The 21,442-nt window shown below is 34.5% G+C and carries 21 protein-coding genes; 6 read left to right on the top strand and 15 right to left on the bottom strand.

The window, feature by feature from the left end; all coding sequences use genetic code 11:
- Window positions 1–98 precede the first annotated feature (98 nt).
- The 3 genes from pyc to MKY04_RS06265 are packed head-to-tail and all read right to left on the bottom strand — an operon-like array spanning window position 99 to window position 5,062.
- Window positions 99–3,536: a pyruvate carboxylase gene (pyc, locus tag MKY04_RS06275; RefSeq protein WP_126292905.1), complete on the bottom strand. Its 3,438-nt coding sequence runs from the start codon at window positions 3,534–3,536 to the stop codon at window positions 99–101.
- 12 nt (window positions 3,537–3,548) lie between these two features.
- On the bottom strand, window positions 3,549–4,721 hold the full coding sequence (locus MKY04_RS06270; protein ID WP_126292906.1) for an FtsW/RodA/SpoVE family cell cycle protein: 1,173 nt from the start codon (window positions 4,719–4,721) through the stop codon (window positions 3,549–3,551).
- Window positions 4,722–4,780: 59 nt separating this feature from the next.
- The gene (locus MKY04_RS06265; RefSeq protein WP_126292907.1) at window positions 4,781–5,062 is read right to left on the bottom strand and encodes a YlaN family protein; all 282 of its coding nucleotides are present in this window, start codon (window positions 5,060–5,062) and stop codon (window positions 4,781–4,783) included.
- A gap of 178 nt (window positions 5,063–5,240) precedes the next feature.
- On the opposite strand from MKY04_RS06265, the gene MKY04_RS06260 reads away from it, so the two are divergent.
- Window positions 5,241–5,741 carry a peptidyl-prolyl cis-trans isomerase gene (locus MKY04_RS06260; protein WP_126292908.1) on the top strand — a complete coding sequence of 167 codons (501 nt, stop codon included), beginning with the start codon at window positions 5,241–5,243 and terminating at the stop codon, window positions 5,739–5,741.
- 14 nt (window positions 5,742–5,755) lie between these two features.
- Window positions 5,756–5,959, top strand: coding sequence for a YlaI family protein (locus tag MKY04_RS06255; RefSeq protein WP_126292909.1), 204 nt, complete (start codon window positions 5,756–5,758; stop codon window positions 5,957–5,959).
- Window positions 5,960–6,249: 290 nt separating this feature from the next.
- Here MKY04_RS06255 and MKY04_RS06250 read toward each other — a convergent pair whose 3' ends face one another.
- The 3 genes from MKY04_RS06250 to MKY04_RS06240 are packed head-to-tail and all read right to left on the bottom strand — an operon-like array spanning window position 6,250 to window position 8,770.
- Window positions 6,250–7,044, bottom strand: a complete 795-nt coding sequence (locus MKY04_RS06250; protein WP_126292910.1) for an ABC transporter permease — start codon at window positions 7,042–7,044, stop codon at window positions 6,250–6,252.
- Window positions 7,022–7,804 (bottom strand): ABC transporter ATP-binding protein, encoded by a 783-nt coding sequence (locus MKY04_RS06245; RefSeq protein WP_126292911.1) that lies wholly within the window; start codon window positions 7,802–7,804, stop codon window positions 7,022–7,024. The genes MKY04_RS06250 and MKY04_RS06245 overlap by 23 nt, the downstream gene beginning before the upstream one ends.
- Window positions 7,805–8,770 (bottom strand): ABC transporter substrate-binding protein, encoded by a 966-nt coding sequence (locus tag MKY04_RS06240; protein ID WP_126292935.1) that lies wholly within the window; start codon window positions 8,768–8,770, stop codon window positions 7,805–7,807.
- A 1,006-nt stretch (window positions 8,771–9,776) separates the two neighbouring features.
- Here MKY04_RS06240 and MKY04_RS06235 point away from each other — a divergent pair.
- Window positions 9,777–10,139 (top strand): hypothetical protein, encoded by a 363-nt coding sequence (locus MKY04_RS06235; RefSeq protein ID WP_126292912.1) that lies wholly within the window; start codon window positions 9,777–9,779, stop codon window positions 10,137–10,139.
- A 370-nt stretch (window positions 10,140–10,509) separates the two neighbouring features.
- Here the strand turns inward: MKY04_RS06235 and MKY04_RS06230 are convergent, their stop codons facing one another.
- From MKY04_RS06230 to typA, 3 genes are all read right to left on the bottom strand, one after another.
- Window positions 10,510–11,724, bottom strand: a complete 1,215-nt coding sequence (locus MKY04_RS06230; RefSeq protein ID WP_346234469.1) for an ISL3 family transposase — start codon at window positions 11,722–11,724, stop codon at window positions 10,510–10,512.
- 201 nt (window positions 11,725–11,925) lie between these two features.
- Window positions 11,926–12,246 (bottom strand): YlaH-like family protein, encoded by a 321-nt coding sequence (locus MKY04_RS06225; protein ID WP_126292913.1) that lies wholly within the window; start codon window positions 12,244–12,246, stop codon window positions 11,926–11,928.
- Between the two features lie 33 nt (window positions 12,247–12,279).
- On the bottom strand, window positions 12,280–14,124 hold the full coding sequence (gene typA / locus MKY04_RS06220; protein WP_126292914.1) for a translational GTPase TypA: 1,845 nt from the start codon (window positions 14,122–14,124) through the stop codon (window positions 12,280–12,282).
- Between the two features lie 144 nt (window positions 14,125–14,268).
- On the opposite strand from typA, the gene MKY04_RS06215 reads away from it, so the two are divergent.
- Window positions 14,269–14,454 carry a DUF5325 family protein gene (locus MKY04_RS06215; RefSeq protein WP_126292915.1) on the top strand — a complete coding sequence of 62 codons (186 nt, stop codon included), beginning with the start codon at window positions 14,269–14,271 and terminating at the stop codon, window positions 14,452–14,454.
- Window positions 14,455–14,726: 272 nt separating this feature from the next.
- Here the strand turns inward: MKY04_RS06215 and MKY04_RS06210 are convergent, their stop codons facing one another.
- On the bottom strand, window positions 14,727–15,518 hold the full coding sequence (locus tag MKY04_RS06210) for an inositol monophosphatase family protein (RefSeq protein ID WP_126292936.1): 792 nt from the start codon (window positions 15,516–15,518) through the stop codon (window positions 14,727–14,729).
- 422 nt (window positions 15,519–15,940) lie between these two features.
- Complete coding sequence (locus MKY04_RS06205; protein ID WP_126292916.1) at window positions 15,941–16,138, bottom strand: hypothetical protein; 198 nt, start codon at window positions 16,136–16,138, stop codon at window positions 15,941–15,943.
- A 119-nt stretch (window positions 16,139–16,257) separates the two neighbouring features.
- Between MKY04_RS06205 and MKY04_RS06200 the strand changes: the two genes are divergently transcribed.
- Window positions 16,258–16,884, top strand: a complete 627-nt coding sequence (locus tag MKY04_RS06200; protein WP_126292917.1) for a YktB family protein — start codon at window positions 16,258–16,260, stop codon at window positions 16,882–16,884.
- A gap of 308 nt (window positions 16,885–17,192) precedes the next feature.
- Here MKY04_RS06200 and MKY04_RS06195 read toward each other — a convergent pair whose 3' ends face one another.
- Window positions 17,193–17,477 carry a UPF0223 family protein gene (locus MKY04_RS06195; RefSeq protein ID WP_126292918.1) on the bottom strand — a complete coding sequence of 95 codons (285 nt, stop codon included), beginning with the start codon at window positions 17,475–17,477 and terminating at the stop codon, window positions 17,193–17,195.
- Window positions 17,478–17,497: 20 nt separating this feature from the next.
- A complete protein-coding gene (locus MKY04_RS06190; RefSeq protein WP_126292919.1) occupies window positions 17,498–18,457 on the bottom strand; it encodes an NAD(P)H-dependent flavin oxidoreductase in 960 nt (319 codons plus the stop codon).
- 141 nt (window positions 18,458–18,598) lie between these two features.
- Here MKY04_RS06190 and MKY04_RS06185 point away from each other — a divergent pair, with 141 nt between their 5' ends.
- A complete protein-coding gene (locus MKY04_RS06185; protein ID WP_346235529.1) occupies window positions 18,599–20,068 on the top strand; it encodes an aminotransferase class I/II-fold pyridoxal phosphate-dependent enzyme in 1,470 nt (489 codons plus the stop codon).
- Between the two features lie 235 nt (window positions 20,069–20,303).
- On the opposite strand, the gene MKY04_RS06180 is transcribed toward MKY04_RS06185, so the two are convergent.
- Window positions 20,304–20,981 carry an LrgB family protein gene (locus MKY04_RS06180; protein WP_126292921.1) on the bottom strand — a complete coding sequence of 226 codons (678 nt, stop codon included), beginning with the start codon at window positions 20,979–20,981 and terminating at the stop codon, window positions 20,304–20,306.
- Window positions 20,956–21,387 (bottom strand): CidA/LrgA family protein, encoded by a 432-nt coding sequence (locus tag MKY04_RS06175; RefSeq protein ID WP_346235528.1) that lies wholly within the window; start codon window positions 21,385–21,387, stop codon window positions 20,956–20,958. The genes MKY04_RS06180 and MKY04_RS06175 overlap by 26 nt, the downstream gene beginning before the upstream one ends.
- Between the last annotated feature and the right edge of the window lie 55 nt (window positions 21,388–21,442).

The following is a 21,442-nucleotide window of genomic DNA, read 5'->3' as shown; positions in this document are numbered from 1 at the left end:
TTATTGATTTTAATTTCAAATGCTTTTGGTGTTTATAAAATACTTTAAACCTATTTTGCAATTACGCAAATTGAATGGTTCTTATAGAGTTAGAATCGTTATTCTAACTCTATTAATAAATCTCCTGTTGAAATGGCGTCACCGGCAGAAGCATAAACTTCTTTAACAACACCATCTTTTGGTGCTTGCACAGTAGTTTCCATTTTCATAGCTTCAGTTATTAGTAAATGGTCGCCGCGCTTAACAGTACTTCCTTTAGACACAACAACTTTCAAGACAGTACCAGGCATTGTAGCTCCTATTTGATTTGGATTGCTTGGGTCTGCTTTTAACGCAATACTACCATCTACTTCAACCGTTAAGTCTTGAATCACAAGCTCGCGGGACTGTCCATTCAGCTCAAAGTAAAGGACACGAGTACCGTCGTGTTGAGGCTCACCAATTTCAATTAGTTTAATAATTAATGTTTTCCCTTTTTCGATTTCTACTTCAATTTCTTCTCCTAGTTTCAAGCCGTATAAGAAGGTTGGTGTATCCAACACAGATATATCGCCAAATAAATCAGTAGCTGTTATATAATCTTCAAATACTTTTGGATATAAAGCATATGCTAAAACATCTTGGTTTGATACATGACGTCCAAATTTCTTCTCAAGAGTTTGTTTTAGTTCTGCAAAATCAATTGGCTCCAACAATTCTCCTGGTCTTACTGTAATAGCTTCTCTATCCTTTAAAATAACTTTTTGCAGTTCTTTTGGGAAGCCTCCATGAACTTGCCCTAAATAACCTTGGAAAAGCTCGACAACAGAATCTGGGAAATCAATTGTTAAACCACGTGTGAAAATATTTTCTTCATTTAAATCATTTTGCACCATAAATAATGCCATATCCCCAACAACTTTAGATGATGGCGTCACTTTGACAATGTCCCCAAACAATAAGTTTACACGGGAATACATCTTTTTCACTTCATCCCAGCGATCGCCAAGACCAACTGCTTTTGCTTGCTGTTGCAGGTTGCTGTATTGCCCTCCTGGCATTTCATGAACATAAATTTCAGAATGTGGACTCTTCATTCCGCTTTCAAAATCACTGTAAAATGTACGTACATCCTCCCAATAGTAGGATAGTTGTTCCAGCGATTCGATGTCAGCACGAACTCCTCGCTTGCTTCCCTGCATTGCATAATACAATGAATTTGCACTTGGCTGTGAAGTTAAGCCAGACATTGAGCCTAGAGCTGTATCAATAATATCCACACCTGCTTCTATTGCTCTTGCATAAGTATAAATACCATTGCCGCTTGTATCATGTGTATGGAGGTGAATAGGAAGACTTGTAGACTCTTTTAATTCTGAGATTAAACGATAGGCTGCTTCTGGTTTAAGCAAACCTGCCATATCCTTAATCGCTAAAATATGAGCCCCAGCTGCTTCTAATTCTTTCGCCATTTCTTTATAATACTGAACCGAATATTTTGAGCGTGAATCATCAAAAATATCTCCAGTATAACAAATTGCAGCTTCTGCAATTTTTCCAGTCTGACGAACCTCATCTATTGCAACTTCCATTCCTTTGATCCAGTTTAAGCTATCAAAAATTCTAAACACATCAATTCCCGATGATGCAGATTCTTTAATAAACTCTCGTATTAAATTATCTGGATAGTTTTTATAACCTACTGCATTTGCTCCACGGAACAGCATTTGGAACAAAACATTTGGCATTTGTTTTCGAAGCTTTTCTAATCGTGCCCAAGGATCCTCTTTTAAGAAACGATATGAAACATCAAAAGTTGCACCGCCCCATAGTTCAAACGAGAAGAAATCGTGAAGCATTCGAGCATTATAATCAGCTATCTGATACATATCTTGCGAACGAACACGCGTAGCAAGTAATGATTGGTGGGCATCACGGAACGTTGTATCTGTTAATAAAACATCTTTTTGCTCTTTAACCCATTCAACAAGTCCATCTGCTCCTCGTTCATCTAAAATTTGTTTTGTACCATTTGGGATAGATGTTGTCTTAATATCTATTTTAGGTTTATTTGGTTGTACTAAAATTGGCTTTGTTCGCTTTTCGATTCCAGGGAAGCCATTGAGCGTAACATTTCCAATATAATTTAATAATTTTGTTCCTCTATCTTTTCTTTCAGGGAAATCGAACAATTCAGGTGTTGTGTCGATAAAGCTCGTATCAAACACACCATTAATAAACTTTTCATGTAAAACAACATTTTCTAAAAACGGAATATTTGTTTTTACACCACGTATACGGAATTCACGCAAATTACGGTGCATTTTTGCCGATGCTTCTTTAAATGTCATACCCCAAGTCGAGATTTTTACAAGCAATGAATCATAATAAGGGGTCACGACAGCACCTTGGAAGCCATTACCTGCATCTAATCGAACACCAAAACCACCGCTCGAACGATAAACCATTAGTTTTCCTGTATCCGGCATAAAATCATTTGCTGGGTCTTCTGTTGTTACACGCGATTGAATTGCATAGCCAAATAAAGGAATTTCATGTTGTTTAGGAATTCCAATTTCTTCAGAATGAATTTGATGCCCTTCGGCAATTTTTATTTGTGCGTGAACGATATCAATACCTGTAATCATTTCTGTAATGGTATGTTCTACCTGAATTCTAGGATTTACTTCAATAAAGTAAAAATCGTTACCTGCAACTAAAAACTCGACAGTCCCTGCATTTATGTACTGTACATTTGCCATTAACTTTACAGCAGCTTCACAAATACGATTTCTTAACTCAGAAGAAATTGAATTAGATGGCGCAATTTCTACAACTTTTTGATGGCGTCTTTGAATTGAACAATCACGTTCGTAAAGATGTACAATATTCCCTGACGCATCTCCTAAAATTTGAACTTCTATATGTTTTGGCTTAATAATTGCCTTTTCAACATATACTTCATCCGAACCAAAGGCAGCCTTTGCCTCCGATTTGGCACGTTCATAAGCAGATGCAAGCTCATCTTTAGATTGAACAAGACGCATCCCTCGGCCTCCACCGCCAAGTGCTGCTTTAATCATTAAAGGATAGCCATAGTTCTCTCCAAATTCCATTACTTCTTCAAGCGACTCAACTGGTCCATCACTGCCCGGTATAACTGGTATACCAGCTTTAATCGCTTGTTCTCTTGCTTTAACCTTGTCGCCAAACATTTCTAGGTGTTCAGATGTTGGACCGATAAAGATAATTCCTTCTTCTTCACAACGTCTTGCAAATTCAACATTTTCAGATAGAAAGCCATATCCTGGGTGAATTGCATCAACCTCAGCATGTTTTGCAATTTCAATAATGCCTTCAATATCCAGATAAGCATCTATCGGTTTTTTTCCTGCACCTACGAGGTAAGATTCATCGGATTTATATCGGTGATATGAACCACTATCTTCTCTCGAATAAATTGCAACAGTTTTTAATTTAAGTTCATTACATGCTCGAAAAATTCGAATAGCAATTTCTCCACGATTTGCAACTAAAATTTTACTAATTTTTTTCATACAAATTCCCCTTTACCCCTTCTTTTTTTCAAGCTTTACATACATGGAAACATTTATTAATATTCCCATTGCAAAAGATAGTAATAATATAGATGTACCGCCATAACTTATAAATGGTAGCGTTACACCGGTTAACGGGATAAGTCCCGATAATCCCCCTAAATTAATAAACGATTGAACCGCAATCCAACTGGCAATCCCTGCAGAAATCATCCGTGCAAGTGGATCCTTTGTCTTTAATGCGATTGTCAAAGCTCGAAAAACAATAAATCCTAGTCCTCCGAGTACAATAATTACTCCTAAAATACCAAGTTCTTCAGAAATAATTGCCATAATGAAGTCATTTTGAGGTTCTGGCAAATACCCTAGCTTTTGAATGGATTGTCCCAATCCAACACCTTCTAATCCACCAGAGCCTATTGCAATATAACCATTAATAATTTGATAACTTGAACCCCCCTCATATTCGAAGGGGTTTAAAAAAGATTTTATCCTACCAAGGCGGTTCTGTGTTAAAATTTCATCGCCTTTAACTAAAAGTACTAACCCGATTAAAGCAGACCCAAAACCAGCAAGAACCGCAAAAAACTTCATAAACTTTTTAAATTGAATACCACTTGCAGCAATAACAGCTACTGCTATTCCTGAGATAATCATAACTGCTCCTAAATCTGTTTCGGTAGCAACAAATAATATAATTACTAACCATACAATAATCGGGTAGACAATGTTATTTGGCTCTAGATTTTCCATAGGATTATTTAAACTTTTCCTATAAAAGGCACCAGCAAAATATAAAATTATAAATAGTTTAGCAAATTCAGAAGGTTGAAACATAGTTAGTCCAAACAAATTGATCCAGCTTTTTGCACCACCAGCCTCATATCCATCAATTAATAGCCATATGAATAAAAAAATTGTAAAAAATAACAATACTTTCATTAATTTTTTGCTACTGAAATGTTTATAAGGGAAAAATGCTCCTATGAGAAATGCAAAAGCTGCGACTACTAAGTTAAGTAATTGCTTTCTATAAAAATAGTCTGGAGTACCATCCTCATAGACAATACTCACCATCATACTTGAGCTATAAATCATTACAAGACCAAATAAACATAAAAACACATAAGTAAAAAATAATGGATAATCAAAATTTCTCACAAAATAGGCCAAATACTTTCTCATGTTTCAAAACCTCTTTTTAGAAAAAAAACTCAAATCGCAAAGAGCGTTTGAGTTTTTTATTATTTGTTTGTATATGCTTCATGCAGTAAAGAAAGTTCTTTTTCTAATGTATCAAGAATTTCTTTACCACGTTCACGTTCAATTAAACCTAGCTTCACAGCAAAATCAATTTCACGTGATAAGCCAAACATCTGTGTATCTAATACTTCTTCATATAAAGGACATGATGGCATCGTTAAATGATCCATTTGAACTTTTATTAAACGTGCAATTTTATCTGCATCGGATAGCAGTAATTCTAAAGCTTTCTCCTGAAAGGAAGCCTGACTTTTCGTATCCATGAGGACGCCCCCATCATTTGATATTTCTTCTATTCTATCTTAATAAAGTTTATCTTTTAGCTGTTAAAAAAGCAAGTCCATTAGCAAGAAAACATAACATTTGATTTATAATTCTTTATTATTTGCCTATAGTAGCGTTATACTGTACATGACATTTAGATTAGGGGGAACCATAAATATGGAAAATATTATACCAATTAAAGGTGCCGTTAAATATAATATTACTTTAGATCCAACTGTTTGGATTTTTGATGACCGTAGATTAGATTTAAATACGTATTTCACAGACCGTAATGAAGAGGAAGACGAAGAGACGCTTTATTTAAAAAATGCTGGTGCACATTGGTCAAGAGAAATAATGGAGGGTGCGGTTTTCCCACCAACTTTAAAAACAGAAAGAAAATTTGATCGTCAAGGTATGAAAACAGGAACTTTCGGCATGGAAATTAAGTATTTTTTAAATAATGCTGAAATTGACAATAATGCAACTAAAGTTGTATTTGAATTAAAAGACGGCAGCGAACATACATTTTCGATAGATGAAGCATACTCACTTATTTTCAAGTATAGCCAGGATGGAAAGCCGATTACTGATGGAGGTCCTGTCCACATTATTTTTTCAGACGGATCAAATATCGACAATCCAATTAAAAATGTATCAGCAATTCGTGTTGAATAGATGGAGGGGATCTGATGCGAGTCAAATGTGTCATTTGTGATTCAATAAATAATCTCAACGACGATTCACCATTGGCAAAAAAATTGCGCAACCGTCCAATTCATACGTACATGTGCGAACCATGCCACGAAAGAATTGCAAAAAAGACAGAAGTAAGACTAGCTACAGGCAACTTCCGCCTATTCCGAACATCCTCACCGATTGATGAGGATTTCTAAAAAGCTTTTTGAGGTTTGAATGGTAAAAATAATAAAGTGAACGGCTATTTCAATCTAATTTGGATAAATAGCAAACAGTTTAAACATTAACCAAATAAATCCGTCATTCGCGCCTCACATGCCGCAGTAGCCAAAGTATGAGATCCAAGTCTGCGATTTATTGATCGCAGACTTTAGCTCATACGACGGCTGCGGCAAGCGCGAACGACATTTAGCAACACTTTTACTTTAATAAATTTTAGAAGAGAAAAATCCTGAACACTTTACCGTTCAAGGATTTTTACACACTTCTATTCACTCTTAATTAACCACTTCTCCAGCATTTCCACTAACTGATACATAATCGTTGCAAAAATCGCAATAATTAGTAGGGACATAAGCACAAGGTTAAAGTTGAACACTTGGAAGCCATAAATAATCAAATAACCAAGTCCCTGTGATGAAACGAGGAACTCTCCAACAATAACCCCAACCCATGCTAAACCAACGTTTACTTTTAAAGTAGAGATAATTGTTGGGAATGATGCTGGCAATATTGCTTCTTTAAACATTTGCAACCTTGTTGCATTAAATGTTTGCAACACTTTTAAGTAATTCGCATCAACATTTCTAAACGATGTATATATTACAATCGTTGAAATGATGACTGAAATAATTGCCCCCATCGTAATAATTGAATTCATCCCAGGACCCATCGCAACAATTAAAATTGGACCTAGGGCAACTTTCGGCATTGCATTTAAAATAACTAAGTAAGGATCCAGCACTTTCGAAAGAATTGGTGACCACCATAAAATTGCTGCTAATATCGTCCCAAGTAAAGTACCAATAATAAACCCAAGCACTGTTTCAAAAAGTGTGTAGCCTATGTGAATAAATAATGTACCGTCCGATATATTATCAATAAACAAATTAAAGACTTTTGAAGGGGAACTAAAAATTAATGGGTCTATCCATCTTAAACTTGAGGCAATTTCCCATAGTGAGAAAAAAGCAATGATAATTAGCAATTGGTAAAAACGAATCCATCGTTTTTCTTTCACGAGTGATTGCTTAAATTGCTCATGTAGATTGTTGGTGTTCAAGGCCTTCAAGCTCCTTCCAAATAATTTGGAAAAGAGAGGAATAGCTTGAATGGGAACGAGCTTCAAAAGGGGTAAGCCTTCTTAATTCCTCTGGTACTACAAACGTTTGATACAGTCTTCCTGGTCGAGGTGAGAAAAGAAAGATTCTATCACTCATCGCAATCGCCTCACCTAAATCATGTGTAACTAGAATAGCTGTCTTTCCATACTCTTTTAACATTAGAGAAACTAAATCCTCTAGTTTTAATTTTGATAAGTAATCCAACGCTGAGAACGGTTCATCTAACAGCAGTATTTTCGGATCGACTGCTAATGTTCTTGCTAAGGCAACTCTTTGCCGCATACCGCCTGATAATTCTCTTGGGTATTTCTTTTCAACTGATGGCAAGCCTACATCATTTAATAGTCTCGATGCAACAGATTGAAAGCTCTCTTTTTCTTTATTTAATAACTTTAAGCCAAGTGTTATATTTTCTTCAATAGTCTTCCAAGGAAAGAGATAGTCTTGTTGAAGCATATAGCCGATTGATAATTCAGCATTATTATAAACATCTTGACTTTCAATTGTTATTGAACCTGATGTCGGTTTGAATAATCCAGCAATAATAGAGAGAAGTGTCGTCTTGCCGCAGCCGCTAGGTCCGATAAATGAAACAAATTCACCTTTATTTATTGTTAAATTAATATTCTGTAATGCCTCTGTTGCAGCTTCTTTTGAAAAATACGTATGGTGAACATTGCTGACAGATAAGAAATCCATTTACTCCGAAACCTTCTCTGCAAACGACGTATCTACTAATTCATTATAATCCATACGTTTTGGTAGTTCTCCTGCTTCTTCCATAATATCCTGTAAATTATTCCATTCTGCTTCGTCTAAAATCGGATCTTTTGCAAATGATTCCTGAGATTTATAGCGCTCAACAACAGTTGCAATTAATTCCACATCCGTATCTTCAAAGAAAGGTTGAATTGCTTCGGCTACTTCCTCAGCAGAGCTTTCATATACAAAATCCTGTGCTTTTTTTATGGCTCTCGTAAATTTCTCAATTACTTCTGGATTTTCATTCATATAACTATCTTTTGCCATGAAAACTGTATATGGTAAATGTCCAGATTCCGTTCCAAATGATGCAACGATATAACCGACCCCCTCTTGTTCAAACACACTTGCTGTTGGTTCAAATAATTGAACAAAGTCGCCAGTACCTGAAGCAAATGCTGTTGAAATATTAGCAAAATCTATATTTTGAATTAATTCTAAATCTGCTTGAGGATCAATTCCGTGCTTCTTCAACACGAATTCACCTGTCATTTGCGGCATACCACCCTTACGTTGTCCAAGGAAGGTCGTACCATTTAACATATCCCAAGAGAAATTGTCGATTTTTTCTCTTGAAACTAAAAACGTTCCATCAGTCTGTGTTAATTGTGCAAAGTTTTTAATTGGATCATTTGCACCTTGAGCAGATACATAAATAGATGTTTCAGAACCTACAAGGGCAATATCTATTCCATCAGATAGAAGAGCTGTCATCGTTTTATCCCCACCGGCAATTGTTGATAATTCGACATTAAGTCCTTCTTCTTCAAAAAAGCCCTTGGAAATTGCTACATATTGAGGTGCGTAGAAAATGGAGCGCGTTACTTCACCAACTTTTACATTTTGAAGCTCTTCTTTGTCACCACAAGCGACAAGAAGAAGGAGTCCAAAACATGCTAACATAACTAAAAAACTTGACCTCACCCATTTTTTCAATGCTCCAACCTCCTTTTACTCTTCGTACTTTATTCTAGAGTAGGTTATGCGCAATATAAAAAATGTGTGATTACCCAGAAAGGTGGAGATAATTGTTTAATCTAAGGTGGTTAAAGGAAGTTTCATTTAATGGCTTGATTAGTCCATACTTAAACAGAAAAAAACTATAGTAATAGTTATATGAAGGCCCTAATTATGTCACTAAATTGGACTAAAGAAATGACCTACTAAACAATTAGACGAAAAATAAAGAATCCGAATTCAAACAGCAATTGAGCTTTGTAGCCTATGGTACATATATTGATTAACCATCTAAAATATAGTACTTCTAAATAATTTATTAATCGTTTAATTAACATTTTCCAATTAAATGTGATAAAAGTGAACATCAATAGTTACATAATAAAATTAATAGTGTTTTAATGAGTAGAATATTTTTTAATATTAATAATTTCAAATCAAGAAAATTATTATTTCGTACCTAAGTGCTATTTAAAGGTATTTTTTTAACATTAAACAAAAGAAGTGGTCATTACGGTGCATTACAGAACAGCATACTTCAAATTGATCCGTAAAACAGGAAAAAATAGAAAAAATATTTTAAGTTATTTTTATAACATCAGTTTTCAACTGAAAACTCTTTAAAATGATTCTGTCAACCTTACTAAAGAGTTTTCGAATCAAACCAATTGTATTAAATTCATTTGACACAACGCTAATAAATAGCGATGTTATGAAAAAAATTTCTTTTTCATCCTGCTCAATTCCTTCTATTTACACCATTGAAAATCAATCCCTTACATATAAATGTATTTGAAATCTACTTATAACTACCAGAATTTGACATTTTTCATAAAATGTTAAAATGAATTTAGGGATATTTTTTTTAAAACCTATAAAGCTTATCTATAGTACTATTTAAATTTTAAAAGTTTTGAGTTTTTAAAACCCATCAATAGGAGGAAAATTTTAATTGAAAACAATATTAAAAATTTTAATACCATTCGTTTTAATTATTTCTATTTATGGATATAACTCTGAAGCAGCATCCGCTAGCACATCTGAAACTGTTTTCATATCAGGAGCTGATTATCAAGTTTCAGACTATATTAATAGTTCCTCATCAGTATATGTCTTAGCTAAAAATACTGGTTCTGATCCTATTTTCTTCTTAGTGGTAGGACCCGGATTAGTTGCAGAATCAAAAGTATACACTCTTCAACCCGGTGCTGCTTGGCAAGGTACAATTAAGACAAATAGTAACACAAAACACGCTTTAGCTTTATATTGCGGCGGTTACAAATGTAACGGAACAGGTAATATTTCTTTAAAATAATAAATAGTACTATTCATTATTTTTTTAACTGATTAATTAGGTTTTAAAAAAATACTTCTATCTGTATACACAAGTACTTAACAGATATATTACTATATCCCTTTATGTAACCCAAGAATGATTATACGCTTGGGTTACATTTTACATTAATCTCTCTCTTTATAAACAGGACATTATAACCGTCTTCCAGATTCATCCATAAATCTTTAAAATCCTCTAATTTATATTACCCTTAAAAACTTTCAATCACTCTTAATAAAAAATTATCACTTTGAAAAAACATTTATACTTAACTACTCCTTCATGTTTGCAAAGAAAAGAAGGTTCTATGTCAAATGTTGGGGTGAAGTGATATTACACGGCACCCCGATTATCCTAAATGAACCCCAATTTTCTTATATAAATTATTTAATAAAATTTTCGCTTTAAAGTGTTCATAGCTTCTAAAACCATAAGCATTGCGCTTCAAAACTTTTGATTTATTATTAATTCCTTCTAAAAAACCATTTGAATATCCAAAACTTAAACTATTTAAAATTTCAACTTGCCAATTTTTTAGCGTTTGAATAGCCTTTAAAAATGCCGGAATATTTGCTTCTTCTACCTTTCGGTAAAAGGCTTCTAATCTTTTTTTTATTTCTATCAAATCATTTGAAGTTTTTGCCCAATCAAACCATTCGCAGTAAGCTTCTTTTAATTCATAGGCTTGCTTTAGTTCCTTCGACATTCCTATGTAACGATTTAAGTACCAACGATTCGTTTCTGTTAACTTATCAAATCGTTTATATAGTACATGACGCATTTTCTTACATTTCTTTCGATCATATGCATGCCATTCTTTTTGAACATTTCGACGTACTTCATCTAGTGCCCAGTAAATATAACGACAATAATGAAAGCGATCCGCAATAATAATCGGGCGATTTAACGCCTTCCTAACTGCTGCTTTAAAGCTTGGATTCATGTCCATAACCACAATTTCTACATCTGCACCGTATTTCATCAAGTAATCCTTAATGGTTTCTTTTCTACGATTTGGTAAAATATCAATTGGTTCATGTGTTTCCGCATTGGCAATAATTAATTGATAAGTTCCCGCATCGGTATCTGCTTTATATTCATCAATCGCGATACATTTTGGTAAATGAACCCCTTCATTTAATTGTTCCTTTACTACTTCTTTAAAGCGACGAATCACTGTTGAGCTTGATGTACCAAGTACTTCAGCTGCTTCTTTAAATGTTTTTGCCTTTATTGAACGGATTCGTACAACTTGATTCCATTCTTTCGAGAAACGTTGATATTTATCCACGAAAGGGGATTTTTCTGAAAAACGTTTCCCACATTGGCATACATAACGACGACGTTTATAAAAAAGGACGGTTAATCGTTCAAACCATTTTAAATGATTAATTTTTTGAATTCGATAATCATGGACTTTTGATGTTATATTCTTGCATGCCGGACATTGATGTTCTTTTTTTGGTATGGAAACGTGTAGAACAATACGTTCCCCCATCTCCTCCACCTTATGAACAGTTACACCTTTTAATCCTGGAATATTCATGTTAAAATTCATTTGCACGTATCACCTTTCATTGCTTGTTTCTAGACAATTCAAGTATATAGAAATCGGTGATTACGTGCTTTTTTATTTATGAATTTTTTCAAACCCCAACAAATATTATAGAGCCGAAAAGAAAAAAAGATGACTTCCAAAGAATACTGAAGTCATCTAATTCTACATATCCAGAAAGTTATTATTAAACTGTCTGAAACCATAATTTTAATTTTTTTCTCGTAATAAACGAAGTTTATAAATTCCCAAAAATAACGTAGCAACAATTAATCCTTCTATCATTGGTAAAGATAAGGCAAAGAAAGAAAGTACAACACACCCTAAAAATAGGCAAATATAAATGATAATATTCTGCCATAACTTTAATTTTTTTTGCGCAAATCCCAATTTATAAACAATCGCACATAAGATAAAGACTGTAAAGAAAACAATATACCCAGCAACTGAATAGTTTGATGAATTTTCAAAAATGAAACGACTTATGCCGGTTAATTCATTTAGAACTTCTGATTCAGTTCCCTCCCTCATTCAACTCTACCCCTTCTTTATACAAGTTTCAAATTATTGCTCAGCGTATTTTTTCTTTTTAGCAAGTTTTTCACGTTCATTTTTATCCAAAATTTGTTTACGTAAACGAATTGATTCAGGTGTAACTTCTAAGTACTCATCATCGTTTAAGAATTCTAACGCTTCTTCAAGCGTCATAATTTTTGGTTTTTTAATGACATTCGTTGCATCTTTTGTTGCTGAACGAACGTTTGTTTTTTGTTTCATTTTCGTAATATTTACTGTGATATCGTTATCGCGTGTATTTTCACCAACAATCATACCTTCGTAAATTTCAGTACCTGGTTCAACAAATAGTGTACCACGGTCTTCTACTTGCATCATACCATAAGTTGTTGCTTTACCTGTTTCCATAGATACTAATGCACCTTGGTGACGTCCACCAACACGTCCTGGTACAACTGGTTGGTAAGAATCAAATGTATGATTAATAATACCAAAACCTTTTGTTAAAGACATGAATTCAGTTGTATAACCAATTAGGCCCCGGGCAGGAACCATGAAAATAAGACGCACTTGTCCATTTCCTTCATTTACCATGTCTAACATTTCACCTTTACGGTTACCAAGTGATTCAATAACTGAACCTACGTTTTCTTCAGGTACATCAATTTGCACTCTTTCAACTGGCTCGCATTTCACACCATCGATTTCACGGATGATTACTTGTGGTTTTGATACTTGTAATTCGAAACCTTCACGACGCATGTTTTCAATTAAAATTGATAGGTGAAGTTCCCCACGTCCTGAAACGATCCATGCATCTGGTGAATCTGTGTCTTCTACGCGAAGTGATACGTCAGTTTGTAATTGTGAACGCAAACGCTCCTCTAACTTACGTGATGTTACCCACTTACCTTCACGTCCTGCAAACGGTGAGTTATTTACTAGGAAAGTCATTTGTAAAGTAGGCTCATCAATACGCATTGGCGGAAGTGCTTCTAGATGGTCTTGTGGACAAACTGTCTCACCAACATTGATTTCTTCCATACCAGAAACGGCGATTAAATCACCTGCATAAGCTTCTTGAATTTCTTCACGTTTTAATCCAAAGAATCCAAATAATTTTGTTACACGGAAGTTTTTCACAGTACCATCAAGTTTCATTAATGATACAGATTGTCCAACGTGAATTGTTCCGCGGAATACACGTCCAATACCGATACGACCAACAAAGTCATTATAATCAAGTAATGCTACTTGGAATTGCAATGGTTCTTCACGCGTATCAGCTGGTGCTGGAATATGTTCAATAACAGATTCAAACAAGCACTGCATATTTTCTTCCTGTTTAGAAGGATCTGAATCTAGTGAAGCCGTACCATTTACACCTGATGCATAAACTACAGGGAAATCTAATTGGTCTTCATCTGCCCCTAATTCGATTAATAAATCAAGAACTTCATCAACTACTTCTTCAGGTCGAGCAGAATCTTTATCGACTTTATTTACTACTACGATTGGTGTTAATTTTTGTTCTAGTGCTTTTTTCAATACAAAGCGAGTTTGAGGCATACAACCTTCATATGCATCGACAACAAGTAGTACACCATCTACCATTTTTAAAATACGTTCTACTTCTCCACCGAAATCTGCGTGTCCAGGCGTATCAAGAATATTAATTCTTGTACCATTATAATTTACTGCTGTATTTTTAGCTAAAATCGTAATTCCACGCTCACGTTCAAGATCGTTTGAGTCCATTGCACGCTCTTCTACATGTTCATTCGAACGAAAAGTACCAGATTGCTTTAACAATTGGTCAACTAATGTTGTTTTCCCATGGTCAACGTGGGCGATAATTGCGATATTGCGTAAATCTTCACGTAACTTTGTCATTATTCCACTCCATATTCTTTTTTCATATGATTAACTGTGTTATTATAGCACAAGAAGAGGTTAATGTCTTTTTCAGAATTTAACAATTCGACAATAAATTATTAATAATTGCTTTTTTATAATGAGCAAGGAGGCACAATCCGTATGAATAAAGCAAAAATCGTCATGTTTATTTTTGCAATAGCTGCAATTTTATCGATGATTTCAATCGGTTATGCAATTGCTGCTCAAACGATACTTGGCATCATCTTAGGAATAATCGCATTATGTGTAGTTATGATGATGGGATTCAAAATGAAGCGCAAGTTTCGTGAACAGGGATTATTATAAAAAGGAAAAAACTTTGCTTTTTAATTATATTTCCTCAAGAAAATATAAAAATGCATAATTAAAAGTACAAGCATCCTTTAGCTGCGCTTATAAATGCCACAACTTGCGCAATAATCTGCATAAATCTCCAAAACAAGCCTTTTTCCTTCCTTCATCGGAAGCGAGGACGCAATTTGAAGGTTTATAGACAACCTTCAAAGTATATATTAATTTTTTGTAAAAAATCCGCATGTAGCACTAAGAAAAGTATCTTCTTTGCTACAGCGGATTTTTTAAATTTCTTCAATATAATTATCTAATATAAGCTGATGTATGGATGGATTCGCAATAATGAACGTATCTTGGGATAGAAAATCAAAATGTTCTCCCTTTAGGTTTGTAGCTATTGCACCAACTTCTTTTGCAATCACTGTACCTCCCCCTATATCCCAAGGTGCTAATCTCATTGAAATATAAGCATCTAATTTTCCACTTACAACAAAAGCAATTTCCATAGCAGCTGACCCATAAGAACGGGTTCCTCTTACAGTATTTACTAAATCAATTATTTTTTCATGGTTTATTTTTTTATTCGGAGTGACCCAGCTAGCATTTATACCAATGACTGCTTCCTCAATATTCAATGGTTGTAATTTACGCAGCCGAGAGTCATTGTACCAAGCACCTTCACCTTCAATTGCATAAAATAAATCTTCCCGCATAACATCAAATATGTACCCGAGCTTTCCTATTCCGTCTACAAAAAATCCAATGGTAATCATAAAATGACGATGCTGTTTTACAAAATTCATCGTTCCGTCAATTGGATCAATAATCCATACTGGGCCATCAAGTGAATTTACATTCTCACCCATACCCTCTTCCCCTATTATTTTATGAGTGGGATCAAATGCTTTAATTTTTTCTATAAAAAACACTTCAGTTTGTCTGTCAATATTAGTTACTAGATCATTTGCTCCTGATTTTGTTTCAATAACAAGATCATATGAGAATGCATCCCGTATTCTTTTCCCAGCCTCAAATATCATTTCCTTTGCGAACTTATCAATTTGTTTAAAATCCAAATCCATTTCCCCACCTTCTTTAAGAAAAGCACAAGCTCCCAGCTCCTATCGCAACCACATTCGTTGCATAACGGCAGTGCTTAGCTAACTTCTAGGTAAACGCCACGTCCGAATTTATAGCCAACCATTTATCTACATCGAAAACGAAGCATCAGATGCACAACTAAACTTATATGAACCCAAAAGCTGATCATTAGAACACTACATCGCTTGTCCTGTCAGCTACTTGCACACCTTGTACGTCGGAATGCCCAAATCGGCAAGCTAATCCAGCATGTGATTGAGAGTGGCTGCGACCTGGAGGTACTGGGCGCTGAAGCTACACATTAATTTAAAACAAAAAACCCTTTTTCTAATTTTATAACAAAAATCACTTGCTGTCCGATATTGGAGCAAGTGATTTTTAAAATATTATGAAATTTTTAAACATAAGCGTGGAGACCATCTAATTCATCTTGAATTTCTTTGAGGCGTTTTTTACTTTTTTCCATTTCTTTTTCATCTTTCTCTTGCATTGCAGCGTATAAAGAAGCTAGTTCATAATCAAGTTCTAATCTTAAAATTTGTTCATATTGCTTTTCAATATCAACTTTACGTATAATTTTAATCATCTGTTTCATATTAAATCACTTCCCTTTCATTTTTTAAAAAAATTTTTGTCTCATGAATGGTTTGTTACAAAATTTTTCCCAAAAAACTGATAAAATAAACATGTAAAACAAAGATGGGGGCTGCAATAATGAACAAAGTTAAATGGACAAACAAAGACTTCGATGTGTTTGAAATAGAAGGTTTGGAACAACGAATGGATGCACTTTCAACAGTTGTTCGCCCGAAGTTTCAAATACTAGGCGAAAAATTTTCAAGCTATTTTAGTGCAAGAACTGGTAACGAGTTTTTTCCACATGTAGCTAAGCATGCTAGAAGAACAATCAATCCTCCTAAAGATTCATGGGTAGCGTTTGCTCCATATAAACGCGGGTATAAATCGCTTCCTCATTTTCAAATTGGACTTTGGAATACACATTTATTCATAATTGTTGCAATTATTTATGAAGCACCGCAGAAATCGCAAATGGCTGCACGATTATTGGATAATATAGATATCTTTAACCAATTGCCAGATGATTTTATTATTTCCGGTGATCATATGTCACAAGACGCAATTTCTTTAAAAATAGGGCGTGAAGAAATGCTCGAAAAGTTGCTTATTCGATTAAAAGACGTAAAAAAAGGTGAGTTTTTAGTTGGACGTCATATTTCTCGCGAAGAGGCTGTTAATCTTTCATCAGATCAGTTTCTACAACTTACAGAAGAAACTTTTGAAGCTCTCTTGCCCATTTATAATATTATTACGGGTAAATAAAGTAAAACTTCAATCTGCACAAGGATAAATTAACCTATATAGTAAAGTTGGCTCAAGCACAGCCAACTTTACTTTTTTTGTGTTGTATAATTAATATGCACAAAATACAACCAAACATTACATATTTCTACTGTTAATTTGTTGTTTTTTTTATTTTTATTTAATAATCATTATTGACAATTGAGGAAAATTGTTATTTCTATGATTGTTCATTTTGGTGGATTGTTTACTGACAGAAATTAAGTATTTTTAATAAAAAGAAGAAGGGCTGCTAAGAAAAATTTACTTCCCTGACAGCCCAATTCTTATTATTTGCGGTTTGAATTAATCTGAACAATTTGTCCATCTTCTAATTCTTTTGTTAACTTTACTACTTGATAACTAATATAGCCGCTTGCTTCTTCAAATTCTCGAAAGACACTTTTTTCTTCCGCTTGAGATGGAACAATTTGCTTAAAACGACGATATCTAGCTAACAAATCCTCTCGCTTAATTCCTTTTTCATAAGCTTGCTCTACACCTTCAAAAAATTTTATAACATCAATAATTTCTTCTGTAGACCAATCTGCTAAAATTGGATATGAATATTCCATGTTTAACCCTACCTTTTATATTAGTGACCCCATTTTAATCTTATTTCCTCAGCTTGTGCAACCATACGATTTATTAATTCCGCTACAGTTGGTACGTCATTTATCATTCCCGCAACTTGACCAGCCCATCCATATCCATTTAAATGATCTCCATCATAAATAAAATTTTTATTTGCTTCTCCACTAATATAATCTTTTAATGCTTCATATGTAGGAGATTCTTTTTCAATTTCTAAAATTTTATCTGTAAATTCATTTCGCAATACTCTTGCAGGTGCTCCTATAGAGCGTTTAATAATCGTAGTATCTGCTTCAGAACTATTTAATAGAGCTTCAATATATTCGTTTGATGCATGAACACATTCTTTTGTTGCAATAAAACGCGTGCCCATTTCTATTCCCTCAGCACCCAATGCGTGTGCCGCCATCCAGCCGCGTCCATCTCCAATTCCACCAGAAGCGATGACAGGTATCGATACACTATCCACAACTTGAGGTACAAGCACCATTGTTCCTACATCATCACGCCCTAAATGACCTCCACCCTCTTGACCTACAACCATTACAGCGTCAGCTCCAAGTTGTTCAGCTTTCTGCGCTTGTCGTCTAGCAGCTACTAAAACCAGTTTTTTAATTGTTGTCCCCTTAAGTAAATCAAAAAGAGGTGCAGGGTTGCCGCCTGTCATTGAAATAACGGGTACATTCTCCTCTATTGCCACTTTTACCATGTCCTCATAACCTTGACCATGATTTCCGATTGCAAAATTTACACCGAAAGGTTTATCTGTCTTTTCACGCACTTTATGAATTTCTGCACGCAACAAATCAGGTGATTTTAAACTCATAGCTGTAATTTGACCTAAGCCACCAGCATTGGATACTGCTGCTGCTAAATCCGAATATGCTAAGTAAGCCAATCCACCTTGTATTATTGGATATTTTATTTCTAATAGTTTTGTTACTCTAGTACCCCAATTCATAATTTTCCCCTCCAATTCATCATCTATTAATACTTTCGATATCCCAATAAAATTTCCTTCATTTTTATGTAGTCACAAGGTCTAATAGGTGCTATAATTCTTCTTGTTTTCAAAATTTAATAAAGTGAGGTGGTACCTGCGTTGTCACAATTAGAGACTCCATTGTTCGACGTATTACTTAAACACCGAAATAGACATCCAGTTCAGTTCCATATTCCCGGTCATAAAAAAGGACAAGGTATGGATCCAGCATTTCGTGAGTTCGTCGGCGACAACGTTTTATCAATTGATTTAATTAATATTGCTCCACTAGATGATTTACATTCACCAAAAGGCGCAATTAAAGAAGCACAAAGATTAGCAGCTGAAGCTTTTGGTGCTGACCATACATTTTTTTCCGTTCAAGGTACTAGTGGTGCGATCATGGCGATGATTTTAACGGTCGTCGGTCCAGGTGATAAAATATTGGTACCACGGAATGTTCATAAATCGACTATGTCTGCAATCGTTTTAGCTGGTGCTATTCCAATCTTTATTCACCCAGAGGTTGATGAAGAATATGGAATTGCACATGGAATTTCAGCAGAATCTGTTGAAAAAGCATTAAAAACATATCCAGATGCAAAAGCAATGCTTGTTATAAATCCAACTTATTTTGGTTTTGCAGCAGACTTAAAGCGAATTGTCGATATAGTTCATGCCCACAATATCCCTGTTATTGTTGATGAAGCCCATGGAGTTCACATTAAATTTCATGATGAGATGCCTATTTCAGCAATGGAGGCAGGAGCAGACATGGCTGCAACGAGTGTCCATAAACTCGGCGGTTCAATGACGGGAAGCTCTGTTTTAAATGTTCGGGAAGGTTTAGTTTCAGTAAACAGAGCTCAATCTGTTTTATCAATGTTAACGACAACTTCAACATCATATCCACTTTTAGCTTCATTAGACACGGCAAGACGTCAACTAGCAGTTCATGGATATGATTTAATAGATAATGCAATTCGACTTGCTAAGGATGCAAGAAAAAGAATTAATAAAATTCCACATTTAAAAGTTGCTGGAAGAGAAAAACTGCACTCATCTGCAACTTATGATATGGATCCTACAAAAATTCTTATAAGTGTAAAAGATTTAGGAATTACTGGTCATGAGGCTGAGGAGTGGCTGCGACATAATGCTAATATCGAAGTCGAGTTATCTGACCTATACAACATCCTATGCCTTGTTACATTAGGGGATACAAAGAAAGAAATTAATTTACTAGTAAACGCGTTGCAAAGAATGTCTCAAGCATTTGAATCTGAGGCATTTGTAAAAGAAACAAATGTTAATATTCCTGATATTCCAGCTCTTGCGATGTCTCCTAGAGATGCGTTCTATGCAAGTACTGAAATTATTCCATTTGAAGAATCTGCTGGTTATATTTGTGCAGAATTCATTATGGTTTACCCACCAGGTATCCCAATTTTTATTCCCGGGGAAATAATAACTGAAGATAATATAGAATATATTAAAATGAACATTGATGCAGGATTACCTGTCCAAGGACCTGAAGATCGTTCATTAAAAACTGTTCGAGTAATTAAAGAACGCAAACCAATTTTTTAAGTGATTTTAAAAAGTACAATTCAGAGTGATCTGAATTGTACTTTTTTGTTTCTTGGTTGTTGTGTTCCATTCCAATTCTTTAAGAGAAGGTATCAGCAACAGGAGTAGGTACTTCTCCTCTTCATCTTAATCAGTAGATATTGCTTAAGTTTTAAAATCTATTAATTAGAAGTAGCAGATTTTTATATCGTTATCAAAACTATTTTAAATTTACTAAGACAAAACTATTATTCCTTTAGAAAAATAGATAGACAAATAACGGGCAAAGAATTGCTCCCATAACTGCGCTTACTCCCATTGAAAGAGAACCAATCGACAAATCTTTTTCACCGAAATCTTTTAGTTTCGAAATTCCGACACCGTGACTTGCACTTCCCATCGAAATACCTCGGCTAATTGGCGACTTTATCTTGCCTACTTTAAAAACTAAAGGTCCAAAGAGTGCACCAACGAAACCAGCAATCATTACAAGCACCGCAGTCAACGATGGTATGCCGCTTATCGTTTCACTAACTTGCATTGCTACTGGTGTTGTAATTGATTTTGGCAATGCAGTCAAAATAAAAGAATCTTTTATTTTAAAAATTTTCAGCATAGCAAAAATTGTTACTAGTCCACTTAACATAGCAACAAAAATACCGAGTATAATGGTATATTTATACTTCATAATTAATTTTCGTTGATTATACAAAGGGTAAGCAAGACCAACAACTGCTGGACCCAGTAAATGCTGCAGCCATTTTCCACCCTCCATATAGTCATCATAGGGTATATTTAATAAAAGCAATGCAATAATTAAAACAATTGTTGTGGTTACAATTGGCAATAAAAAGGAATAGCTATATTTTTTATGTAATTTACTCATTAATATAAACAAAACGACAGTACTAATGATGTAGATGACTGCTTTCAATGATTTTCCCCTCCTTCCCCTCTTTTTTTTCTTTCATTTTCAATTCCTTTTGCTCTATCTTTTGACTTATAATTCCTGCAAAATAAATTGTCATTAATGTACTTACAATGACAGACACTATTAAAATTAGCCCATTGATAGATAAAAGCTCTGGGTAATCTATTATTCCAAGCATTGCCGGTATAAAAAATAATGTCATTGAGCCAAGTAAAAGTCCCGCTCCATCTCGAATGTACTCTATTTTAATCCATTTCATTTGTAGACATCCTACTAATAAAAGCAGTCCAACAATGCTCGCAGGCAGTGGTAAATGTGTTAGATCGACTAAGAAAACTCCTACATAATAAAAGAAGTATAAAATACCTATTTGAGCAATAATACGGATGATTCTCATATAGTTAAGCAAAGATCTAATCTTTGCTATCTCACCTCCTTAATAAACGCTATTGTACGCCTATGAC

The organism is Lysinibacillus telephonicus (assembly GCF_039654155.1).
GTDB classification, from domain to species: domain Bacteria; phylum Bacillota; class Bacilli; order Bacillales_A; family Planococcaceae; genus Ureibacillus; species Ureibacillus telephonicus.
Note: the sequence above shows the minus strand (reverse complement) of the source record. Positions and strands in the feature narration are given on the sequence as shown.